This is a genomic window from Candidatus Omnitrophota bacterium (genome assembly GCA_040755155.1).
Taxonomy (GTDB): Bacteria; Hinthialibacterota; Hinthialibacteria; order Hinthialibacterales; family Hinthialibacteraceae; genus JBFMBP01.
The window spans coordinates 24418-35827 of the sequence record JBFMBP010000057.1 but is presented as its reverse complement, the minus strand read 5'-3'; the positions used below and the strand labels follow the sequence as shown (position 1 = coordinate 35827).

Annotated in this window: 10 protein-coding genes; 2 read left to right on the top strand and 8 right to left on the bottom strand. The window is 51.9% G+C overall.

Annotated elements, in window-relative coordinates; genetic code table 11:
- The coding region (locus tag AB1656_07620) for a peptide-methionine (R)-S-oxide reductase (protein ID MEW6235239.1) at positions 1-116 on the top strand (116 nt) is incomplete at its 5' end.
- Between the two features lie 157 nt (positions 117-273).
- Here the strand turns inward: AB1656_07620 and AB1656_07615 are convergent.
- The 4 genes from AB1656_07615 to AB1656_07600 all read right to left on the bottom strand — a co-directional run bounded on the left by AB1656_07615 (position 274) and on the right by AB1656_07600 (position 6873).
- A complete protein-coding gene (locus AB1656_07615; GenBank protein ID MEW6235238.1) occupies positions 274-2517 on the bottom strand; it encodes a DUF5703 domain-containing protein in 2244 nt (747 codons plus the stop codon).
- Between the two features lie 203 nt (positions 2518-2720).
- Positions 2721-4802: a DUF5916 domain-containing protein gene (locus tag AB1656_07610; GenBank protein MEW6235237.1), complete on the bottom strand. Its 2082-nt coding sequence runs from the start codon at positions 4800-4802 to the stop codon at positions 2721-2723.
- Positions 4803-4912: 110 nt separating this feature from the next.
- The gene (locus AB1656_07605) at positions 4913-5935 is read right to left on the bottom strand and encodes a diguanylate cyclase (GenBank protein ID MEW6235236.1); all 1023 of its coding nucleotides are present in this window, start codon (positions 5933-5935) and stop codon (positions 4913-4915) included.
- Between the two features lie 383 nt (positions 5936-6318).
- A complete protein-coding gene (locus AB1656_07600) occupies positions 6319-6873 on the bottom strand; it encodes a hypothetical protein (protein ID MEW6235235.1) in 555 nt (184 codons plus the stop codon).
- Between the two features lie 281 nt (positions 6874-7154).
- Here AB1656_07600 and AB1656_07595 point away from each other — a divergent pair, with 281 nt between their 5' ends.
- Positions 7155-7307, top strand: a complete 153-nt coding sequence (locus AB1656_07595) for a hypothetical protein (GenBank protein MEW6235234.1) — start codon at positions 7155-7157, stop codon at positions 7305-7307.
- On the opposite strand, the gene AB1656_07590 is transcribed toward AB1656_07595, so the two are convergent.
- The 4 genes from AB1656_07590 to recJ all read right to left on the bottom strand — a co-directional run bounded on the left by AB1656_07590 (position 7304) and on the right by recJ (position 11262).
- Positions 7304-7660 (bottom strand): DUF190 domain-containing protein, encoded by a 357-nt coding sequence (locus AB1656_07590; GenBank protein MEW6235233.1) that lies wholly within the window; start codon positions 7658-7660, stop codon positions 7304-7306. The two genes, AB1656_07595 and AB1656_07590, sit on opposite strands and share 4 nt — an antisense overlap.
- Positions 7661-8072: 412 nt before the next feature.
- Positions 8073-8447: a CrcB family protein gene (locus AB1656_07585; protein ID MEW6235232.1), complete on the bottom strand. Its 375-nt coding sequence runs from the start codon at positions 8445-8447 to the stop codon at positions 8073-8075.
- A 13-nt stretch (positions 8448-8460) separates the two neighbouring features.
- Positions 8461-9240 carry a glycosyltransferase family 2 protein gene (locus tag AB1656_07580; GenBank protein MEW6235231.1) on the bottom strand — a complete coding sequence of 260 codons (780 nt, stop codon included), beginning with the start codon at positions 9238-9240 and terminating at the stop codon, positions 8461-8463.
- Positions 9241-9249: 9 nt separating this feature from the next.
- Entirely contained in the window at positions 9250-11262 is a 2013-nt protein-coding gene (gene recJ, locus AB1656_07575; GenBank protein ID MEW6235230.1) for a single-stranded-DNA-specific exonuclease RecJ, read from the bottom strand.
- Positions 11263-11410: the final 148 nt, after the last annotated feature.

Here is an 11410-nt window from a genome sequence, read left to right as displayed (position 1 = left end):
AAATCGTTTGCCGCCGCTGCGGCGCCCATCTCGGCCACGTTTTCAACGACGGCCCTCAGCCCACCGGCTTGCGCTATTGCATCAACTCCGCTTCCCTGAAACTGGCAACGCGGTGATTTTGGGACTGTGGGACTTGGAGACTGGGGGACTTGGAGACTGGGAGACTGGGAGACTGGGGGACTGTGGGACATATCGCCATATCTCCATGTCGCCTTGTCGCTGTTGGCTGCGCTTCGCTTTGATCCCACCCTACAACTAACCACTTGTCACTCGTCACTGTTTTATAACTACGTTTTGGGTGCGTTCCGGCGGCGTTACAGCGAGCCGTTCGACTTTCCCGTTGCGGTAGACGCATTCCACCACCGTATTCATCGGCGCATGGAGTTTGAACTCAACGTCCCATTCTTTCGGCCAAGCGGGGAAGAGTAGAATCTTCCCGCCATCGCATTGCATCAGCATCGCCTGCAATGCCAGCATGGCGGCGTTTCCATGATCTTGATCGGGAATCCAATCGAAATTCGGCCCCCAAAAAGCGGGGAAGCGGCTCTTCTCGTTTTTAGTCATGAAGTTGGCTGTCATATAATCTTGAGCAATCTTCGTCAAGCCGAGATAGGCGGCTTGGATGGGATCTTGCGTCCAACCGCCGGTACGCTTGACGAGGCGCTTTTCGAACGTCAAACGTCCGATCTCCAATCCCGGCTTGCCGACGCCGAAAAGTCGGTAAGGAAAGATGGGATACAATTCCGGATTCTCCGAATTGCTATATTCGTCGAATTGCGCCGCAGGCAATATGTATTGTTTTCCACTTTCCGAACCGAGGGGCATCTCCGGCGTTTCCTGCAAAAGCCGCTTCCATGCTTGGCGCTGATCCTCGGCGGGAACGAACGCGAGCAGTTTTTCCAATACCCGCCGCATTCCGGCGATATCCGGCGCATCGTCTACGGCCTTTTGCCAGGTTTCCAATGCTTGCGACGGTTCGAAGCGGATTTTGCCTTCCGGCGTTCGCGGGAAATGCTTGTCGAAATAGAAGAGAATTTCGTCCGCCATCGGCAGCAGGCGGGAATGAAGAAAATCGCCGTCCTTCGTATACTCGTAATATTCCAACATCAGCGCCAGCAGTTCGAGGTTGTTGCTCCAGTAATAGCGGATGTAATGATTGTCCACTTCGGAAACGCTCTTGCCTTGGCGATCCCAACCGAAATTCTCGTTGGCGTAAGCGCCCCAGAAATACATCGTTTCGGGGAAATATGCGCCTTCATGCTGGAAATAAATCTGAGTTCTCGCTTTGGCCAAAGGTAAGGCGTTGAAGTACATGTCGAACAGCGGCGGAGCCATGTCGAAATCGCCGCCCGCCAATAGCGGCCAATAAATCAAGCGCGTATTTTGAAACCAATAGGGGCCGCCCCAGCGCCGGTAATCGGCGTCGAAGGTCTCGCCGGGTTCTTTGCAATCGACGGTGAAGATGGAGCCGTTGAATTTAATCGGGCTGCTTCCGCGTCCAGCGCAGGCGGTGATGAATCGTTGTAACGCATAGCCTTGAGTAACCTGAAAAGTTTTGGAATGATCCCCGGCGTTATCGTTGACATAAATCCAGCTGCGGTTCCAAAATTCCTTCCACCACGCTTCATGACGGGCGCGGGCTTCCGCTAACGGCGTTTTCTGCGCATTTAGAATCGCCTCGTCCAATGAGTGCGCCCAGGCGTCTAAGCCGGTTTGAACCGGCGGAATGATGATGGTAATTTCATGCTGGGTATGGGGCTGGCGGGAACGCAGCGCCACGGCGCCGGCGCTCATCATATCTTTTCCCAATATAACGCCGCCGAAAGCGCGATGCAGCAATGGATCGGCGGCCTTCTCGGCGAATGACGGCAGACCTTGCAGTTTCAGCGTCTCCATCCAAATGGAAGTTTTATTGAAATGATGCCATGCGATTTGATTCGGCCTGTCTTGATGGATAACGTCCGGGCTGACGACGACGGGAAACGGCGCGCCTTGCAGGCCGTAAGCGCTGAAGATTTCTTTCGTCTTTTCCAACTCGCGAGGTTCGGTGCGCCAACATTCTAAAGCGGCTTGGGCTAGGATCGGTTTTTGACTGTCGGCTTCAACATGGATTACGGGCGCGTTGGCGTCGATCCAAAGTTTTAACGACCATTCATCGCCGGACTCTCCCGCCTTAACAAGTATGGAAGCGTCGGCGAGCGAAAGCGTTTGTTGGAAAGGCTGGCCGCTGCGGAAAGGATTGGGCGTGAACTGAATCCGCACGCGGCCAAGTTTGAGCAGCCGCCCATTCTCGCTCCAGGCATCGGTTTTGCTGATATAGAACAGCAAATCGCCATCCTTCTCGATCCAAGCGTTGAGTCCGATATCGCCGTTGCCCAACGGCATCGAGCCGTAGGAATCCTGGCTGGGAGCATCCCAAACGACATTGCAGCGATCGATCGCCGGTTGCGCTGAACTATTCGAGGGAGCGGCGATGATAAGAAAGTAGGAAAAGAGAAAGAGTTGACGCGAGTTCATTCGTAAAACCTCCCATTAAATTTCAAATATGAAATTTGTCAGAATCGGGATGGCCAGGATTTGCAGGATGGACAGGATAAAAGCATCCTGAGCATCCTTATTTTGAATTAAGAATTAAGAATTAAAAATTAAAAATTATGATCATCCTGTCAATCCTTATTCTGACATAGAAGGGATTGGTTATCTACGCCGAATGATGCGTCCTAAAAGGTATAAACGATCTTCGTAAAGACGCTCTGTCCGGCTTCCTCGTCGCCGGCGCCGTGATCGACGCTGTTGAAGACCATATACCAATGGGCGTTTTTGACGAATTCCCAGCCGTAGATGACGCTGACGTTGTGGATATTGTTGCTGCGGTGCTGCAGGGAGGTTTTCACCCACATCCGGTCAGTGAAATAATAATCGAAGACAATGCGGTTCAACCAGATCGTATCGTTCTCATCTGTAGGCTTATCTTCGAAACGGATAGTAAACTCATAGCGGATGGGCAGGCGTTCGAAGGGCTTTATGCGCTTGCCGAAAGTAATTTCGTCGTAATAGGTCTCTTCGAATTCCCCCACGCCGTAGGATATGTCCATCGATTTCCAGTAATCGGAATTGTTCATGGAAACGCCCGCTACGCTGCGGGTGTTGCGATAGGGCGCGTGATAATCGAAATCCTGGCTGGCGAAAACGCCGTAATCGTTATGGAAAATGACGTCGGCGTCGAATTTGTAATCCCGCAGCGCCGTCTCTCCGCCGCCGTTTTCGTAATAGGCCGTATTGAAGGAAATCATGAAATCCTTATACCAGCGATCGTCGGATTTTTGACGATAAGAAGTAAAGAACGCCGGTCCGAAAATATCCCGCCGGGGAATATAGCCTAGAGTAGGATTGAATTCGTTCGTAATGGCGAGATAGCCCATGCTGCAATTCCAAGGGTATTTATCGTAAACGAAAGCGGCATTTCCTAAATAATCGATGCTGTCTTTGGCGATCGTTCCTAGATCGTCTTCGTTCCGGTCGTCGGCGATAGTCGTTTGGGAGCGGAATTTAAAATCGTCGGTGATGAACAGCTCCGAATCCATACTCGCCGCCCGCGAGTGGCCGTCGTCGAATTCCGAATCCGTTAGGTAATAGCCCAGCGTCGATTTTTCGCCCACGCCCTGAAGCAGACGAAACACGGAAGAATTGCCATGCCGCGTTTCGTCGTGCGTGGCGTCGCCTTGGATATTCAAGTAGGCGAATTTGTAATCGTCCCAATTGCCGCTCACTCTGGCCCCCGCCTCGATGTCCGTAAAACGGCGGCTGTAGTACAGCATATGCTGCATGTTCATCAGCTCGTCTCCCTCGCGGAAGAAAAGCCGCTTCTCCGGCAGAAAACGTTCCGTATCGCGCAGTTCGATGGTGTCGTCATCCGCCTCCACCTGGCCGAAATCGGGATTGAGCGTCCAAGCTGTAGTGATGGAGGGCGTCAGGCGGAAACCGACGTCGACGCCCGTCTGAAAAAACGCATCCGTATCGCTGTTGTAATCCAGACGCGAACTAATGTAGGGCGTAATTTCCCAATTGCGGTCGAATTCGCTGTCAGCGAGATCAAGGCCGGTGAGATGTCCGAAGTAGCGCGGCTTATAAAAATTAGTGGGATTGAAACTCCAAAAGCTGGTTTCGTCGGTACGGACGAGAAAACGGGTGAAATTCAGTCCCCAGGTTTGTCCGTCTTTCCGGTTGTAATTCATGATTTTGAGCGGGATGCTCATTTCGAATACCCAGCGGTCTTCGAGAATCTTTGCGCCCAATTCCCAATCCGCCGTCCAACCGCGGTTGAAGACGCCGGAAGGGCCTTCGCTGGCGTCGGCGCGGGTTCCGAGGGGATTGGAAAAGAAAGCGTATTTCGAGCGGTGGGTGTGAATGGGATCAAAATGGACTTCCACCCAATCGTCGCCTTTGAATTCGCGGTCTTCCCGCTGCTCGCTGGCGTGAACATCGCCGATCTTGTCGTCGAGACATTCCACGGCGACGTAAATATGAGTGCGGGTGTAAGCGACGCGAACCAGGGTTTGTTGCTTGGCGGGTTTGTCGGTGCGCATGTCGATAAAATTCGATCCTGTTTCAGCGTCTTTCCAGAATGGTTCGTCAAGAATCCCGTCGGCTTTGAGAGGCGCGTCCGTCTTCAAGGCGCCGAGCGAGGGGACGGAAGCGTTGGGATCGTCATGGGCATAGCAGATAGGAGGAGGGAATATAACCAATAGAATAAAAACAATAACGCTAAATCCGGCGGTGGAGCGTGACGGGAGGATCTTCATTCAACGATTTTTCCCAAGAGCGAATCGATATCGTTACGGATGGTTGGAGTTTGTCCGCAACGAGCAGCGGGGTCAAGAGGAAGATGGCAACATCTTGCCGATGAGGGTGGTTAATTCGTTTCGTTCGAATCGACGGCGGATTCGAACGGCGTTATGACGCCGCTTTGGATTTTATTGCGCCCCAGTCTTTTTGCTTTATATAAAGCCCGATCCGCTGATTTAATCAGTTCGTCCGGCTCTACGGAGGGATCGGGGATCATGCTCGAGCAGCCGATGCTGACGGTAACGCGAGTATTGATAATCGAGGCGGCGTGTTCAATGGCGAGAAGGTTGACGTTGTCCTGAATCTCGACCGCTACGCTGACGGCGCCCTCCAAGGAGGTATTGGATAAATAAACGACGAATTCTTCGCCGCCGTAGCGGGCCGCCAAATCGCCGGGGCGCTTGACGGCGTCGCTGACGGCCAAAGCGATTTGGCGCAGGCAGGTATCGCCTTGTTGATGGCCGTAATGATCGTTATAGGCTTTAAAATAATCGATGTCGATCATTAGGATGGCGACCGGTTGATATTCGCGGATTCCTCGCATCCATTCCTGTTTGAACGACCGGTCGAAGCAGCGCCGGTTGGGGATGTTGGTCAATCCATCGAGTTCGGAAAGTTTTTTCAATTGGGCGTTGGCGTCTTCCAAGAGCCGGGAGATTTTGATTAACTCCTTTTCGCGCGCCTTGCGTTTGTTGATTTCGTTTTTCAACTTAAGTTGAGTACGAACCCTCGCCCGCAATTCTACTTTGTTGATGGGTTTGTTGATAAAGTCGATAGCCCCTACGTCGAAGGCCCGCACCAGGCTGTCTTCTTCGCTCAACGCGCTGACCATGACGATCGGTATATCCCGCAAATGCGCCATGGATTTGATAATGCGAGTCGCTTCGATTCCATCTATTTCCGGCATGACGATATCCATCAAGATGAGATCTACTTCGGAATCATCAGCCGCCGCGTCGGAGATTTTCAAGATGTCGAAAGCTTCCTTAGCCGATTCGGCTTCGATCAATTCATTGTATCCCGCTGAGGAAAGCACCGCTTTTAATACCTGGCGAAACGTTTTCGAATCGTCGACGATTAATATTTTCATGATATCCGCCCATAAAGGATTTTCTCTTCCAACATGCAATTCTCCCCGGTTTGAATGAATCGTACGACGTTATCGTTTGGCGCAACCATATCGATTATGCGATTTTTTATATTGCTATCGGATACAAAGGGAATCAAGGTTTATGAATTTTTTGCCGAGCAAGATCGTCTTTCATTTGGTTGGAAGGATTGGAGAAAACGAACGGTTCAATTGGATTATATCCAACGGAAGGAGAACTGCGGAATCTTTTCCGCCATCCAATGCAAAAAAATTGGTCTCATAACGGTAGAATTCTCTGAGGAAAATATATTGAAATTGAAAAACCGGTGAAGGTTATGTACATTCACCGGCGTCTTTTCTTAGCGAGGGATAACGATCTTCGATTATAATTCGAATTTTATATCTTTAAGAAATTGAAGGTTTTTGATTTCGGGCGGCAGTTGTACGCAGTGATCCAGAATGCCGGTTACTCTGACGATTTTGCATGTGAATTGCAACAAGCCTCGCGGCAGGCTGATGGTGAAGTCGTTTCCATTCCTTCCTCCTTCGGCGACGTGAACCGTGACGAAACCCAATTCGGAGCGGTTGTCCCGCGTAACGGGATCGCACCATATCCGAACGCTGTCTGGACCTTCGACGGAGACGATATCTTCGCCCGCCATATTTTCGAAGCATTGAACGATGGCTTTTAAATCGATGTTCAAGTCTTGCAGCAGCTTTCGCGCATCCCGGGGCAAGGCGTCCGATATGGAATTAACCAAAGAGAGAGGGAAAGCGACTTCGACTAGGTCGCCGCAGGAAGACAAGACTTCGACGCGCAGAACGAAATCGTCCGCCGTGGGGGAGGCGATAACTTTATATGTTAGGAATAATATCAATAGACCTGTAGCGCAGAATAGAAAACAGGTTTTGAACATTAATTTCATTCGCCCCTTCATCGCCATGACTCCTTTAACAATGAATGACTTATGATCTCTTGTTTATTCTATTACGCAAAATTGGAGCATTCCTTTCAAAAAAATAATCTTTTTCTCATTTTTCCATTCTTTATCGATGTCGGGGAGGCAAACGGCAAGGTTTTTCCCGCCCTTGAACAATGCTTTTGCGCCGCGAAAATCTAATATCCTTCACGATTTAGCGTTGGCGGAGTTGCCGGATAGCTCCCGCTTTGACCGTTGAAGAGATCAAAGATAAAAAATTTCCCTCAAAATGGATGGCGATGGCTCGCAGTTCCGATGCGATTATGACGCTTTCCCGCGATCCCCGCTGGAAAAAATTGACTGGCAATCCGCAAGATCGATTATGGACCGACGATTATTCCGGAATTCTTCAAGTACTGGCGTTTCCTTGGAAAAAGCAGGTTTTGAATTAAGAATGAATTTCCTTCTCCGGTTGATTATGCCGATAGGCGAATACGCGCACTTTTTCGATGGTCACCATTCCTTCATCGATCATCGCGTCGAGTTTCGGCAGGAATTCTTCGATTCGTTCGGGTTTGTCTACGATTTCCACTACCATCGGCAAATCTTCCGAGAGGCGCAGGATTTTCGCCGTATGGAGGCGGCTATGGGCGCCGAATCCTAGAGCGCCGCGCAGCACCGTCGCGCCCGCCATGCCTCGCTTGCGGGCTTCGTGGACGATGGCTTCATAGAGAGGACGGCCTTCAAATTTGTCGCTTTCCCCAATAAAAACGCGCAGTAAGTCCGCTTCCGCTGGCAGTTTCATAACGCTTTTTCTCCCTTTTTTTTTATGCGTAGGTAATACTCAAGGGCGGAAAAAACCTTGCCCTTGCCACCCGCTTGAAATGATGAATGATGAGTGATGAATGATGAAAATAATAGGATGGGTCGCGATTTTTGACCCATAGTTTTTATGAGATGGAGTCATTGATGGATCAATTGGCGATATCTCAAGGGCAGAAAAACCTTGCCCTTGCCACCCGCTTGAAATGATGAATGATGAGTGATGAATGATGAAAATAATAGGATGGGTCGCGATTTTTGACCCATAGTTTTTATGAGATGGAGTCATTGATGGATCAATTGGCGATATCTCAAGGGCGGAAAAAACCTTGCCCTTGCCACCCTGTCATTCCGTCAGAGATTATTCAAATAAAAATTTACTGGTTTGCAAACGGCTAAATCAATCTTCCAACCATGAATCCAGCGAAGAGCGCGACCAGGCCGAAACCGTTTTGTCCTAAAAGATTCCAGGCGGCGGGCGCCCATTCTCCATCCCGCATCAATTCGCCGGTTTCGAACATGAAGGTGGAAAACGTAGTAAAGGCGCCCATGAAACCGGTTAAAAGAATGGCGCGGGTTTGGCCGCTGATGAGCATCCGTTCTTCCGCCAACGACCAGATCAGGCCGAACAAAAAAGATCCCGCCATATTGACGGCGAACGTCCCTACGGGAAATTCGCCTCCGTAAGCCCGTTGCGCCGCGAGAGACAAGCCATAGCGCGCCAGCGTTCCCAAAGCGCCCGCTAGCGCGATCAAAATGATTTTATGCAAGTGGTCTTTCCTTTCATGAGGAATGGCTGGAGGGACGCCGCGCAGATTCGCCGATCCACTTTCGCGCCCTCCAGATCAAAGAGAGCGTGCCCAAAACCGTGCGCAGAGCGGGCATCTTACTGCGCCCTCCCTTGCATTCGTAGTGTAACTCGAAGGGAATTTCCGTCACCCGATCTAACGTGGTATTTGCCAGCGCCTTGAGCAGCAATTCGCCCGTGCAACTGAATCCCGGCGCTTCGAAGAGGCGTTCTCCCCAAGCTGCCTTCGTTTTCCGCAGCGTCGATGCGCGGAAGCCGCGATAGCCGCAAGAAAAATCGCGCAAGGGAACTTGAGGGAAGAAAAAGCGGTACATTCGTCTCGCGCCATGACTTAATAGTTTTCGAAAGAAACTAACGCCCCACTCTTTCCCGCCGGGAGCATAACGCGAAGCGGCGACGATGTCGCAGCCGGTTTCCAACCGCTCGGCGATGGCGGGAATATACTTGGGCGAGTGGGTGTTGTCGGCATCCATCATAATGACGAGGTCGTTGTCGCCGCAATGTTCTAGGATGTAATCCAATCCCGTATTAAGGGCGGCGGCCAAGCCGCGGTTGGTCTCGTGTTCCAGAACAATGGCGGCGTGAGCCGAACATGGGCAGGATTGAGCGCGTTCGCCCGTCGCGTCCTCGCTGCCGTCGTTGACTACGACGGTTTGCAGGCTGATATTCGCCTCCCGCGCGACGGCGCTGGCAGAATGCAGCAAGGGGACAATGTTCTCGGCTTCATTATATGCGGGGAGAAGAAGATAAATCACGCAAAACCTCTATGTCGATTTGACCGCTAGGGAGCGGTAGGTTGGAGAATCGGACAAATCTTTCTTTTCCGCCACCGCCTTCATCTGGATTTTGTCGCCGTCCAAGGCGAGGAGATCGATTTCGGAAAAGATTTTGAGAACGGTATCAAATTCGTTTTTGGAACATTTTTCAAGTTGAACGAGAACGTAGGCGTTTTGGCGAACCAGTTGCCGGTTCTCGTCGGCGGATTGGTCGAGCAAGCGGTAGATTCTCCCCAGCCGATTGCGGTCGAGAATGCCGGATGAAGGGGAAGGATTGGGAGCGGCAATGTCTACGGGCCGAGAAAAAGCGGCAAAATCCAATAGATGAAGATCGATGCTCTTTCGGCCTCGATACTCGTTGGCGCGGCAATGGAACGCCAATTCGATTTCATTGCCGCTCAATTTTTCCAAACGTCCGCCCATTCCAAAGCCCACAGCGTCGATCATGCCGCGCGGGTGGCGCAGTTTAATGCGCAGATGGTTGTTTCCGACGATGCTGGCGGCGAAGCCGTCCAGGGAAGCTCGCGCGTAAAATACTGGCTCCTCATTGCCATGACCGAAGGGGTGAAGGCGTTGCAGGTCCGCCATGAGATGGCCGTCGATCTGTTCTAAAACCAATGACGCATCCAACTGCAGCGGCGGCGTAATGATGGCCGGCCAAACTTCTTCCGCTGCGGCGTACAGCCCTTGTTCGAATTGGTTCAGGCGTTGAAATTCCATTTTCATCCCCGCCGCCCCGGCGTGTCCGCCGCAAGATAGAGTATAAGGCTGAAGACGATGCAGGATAGGAATCAGATCGATGCCGTCCACCGAACGAGCGGAACCGAACACTTTGTCGTTTTCCCGGCTGAGAAGAAAAACGGGGCGGCCGTATCGTTTGACGAGATGCTGCGCCGCCAGGCCGAGTACGCCGCGATGCCAACCGTTCCCGGAGGCCATCAATACGCGGCTGCAGCGATCGAGCAGGCGATTCTGTTCAATGATGGCGCTGGCTTCGTCGAAGACGTTTTTTTCTACGCTGCGGCGCCGATCGTTGAGTTCGTGGAGCCAGCGCGCCAGTTCCCGCGCCCGCGTTTCGTCGCGGGTGATTAGAAGTTCCAGCGCCGATTCCGGCGAATCCATGCGTCCGGCGGCGTTTAGCCGGGGGCCGATGCGGAAGCCGATGGCCGCTGCGTCGATTTGGGAAGGGACGATGTTCGATAATTCCATTAAAGCGGAAAGGCCCGGACGGTCCATTCGACGAAAACATTCCCACGAACGCGCCAACAGAACCCGATTTTCCTGAACCAGGGGAACAACGTCCGCTACCGTTCCCAACGCCGCGAGTTCTAGTTGATTGGTTTCGCTTCCCCGGTTCGAGGAGGCGGCGCGCAAGGCGCAGGCTAGTTTCCAGGCCACCCCCGCGCCGCAGAGACATTTGGAGGGGTAGGATTCTTCCGGATTTAGAGGATTGAGAATCGCCAGGGCGGGCGGGCGTTCGGCGCCGGGATCGTGATGATCAGCGACGATGGCGTCGAGTCCCAGCCGTTGGGCTTCCCGAAGCGCCTCGTGAGCCGTTGCGCCGCAGTCCACCGTGACGAGAAGATCGTATTCTCCTGCAAATTTGGGGATGTGATGGGTGTGAAGGCCATACCCCTCGGATAAACGGTCGGGGAGATAATGCTCCGCCTGAATGCCTAAATCCCAAAGCGTCTCCAATAAGATGCAGGTTCCCGTTACCCCGTCCACGTCGTAATCGCCGTGAATAAGAATTCGCTGATTTTTCTCTTTGGCGAGGAGGATGCGATCGATGGCGGTCTGCATTTCGGAAAAGAGAAAAGGATCGGGCAGCGGTTGGAGTTCGGGATCGAGGAATTCTTTAACTTGGTTGATTGCGCTTATGCCTCGAAGAATGAGCAACCTGGACAAAAGAGGCGAAAGTCCGGCTTCGTGATGAATTCGCTCGGCGGCGGATTCATTAAGCGGCTTGAATTTCCAATGGACGTTAATGCAGGAGTTCATGAATCGTAATATGTCGATTTCTTATTCAGTCTGGAAACAACTTGCAGGAAGTCGAATAGGGATTTTAGAGGGTTTATCGAATACGATTTCCTCATATCCTCATTTTCATTTTCTGGCGCTGCGACGATCTGAATCAATGATCGGCGTT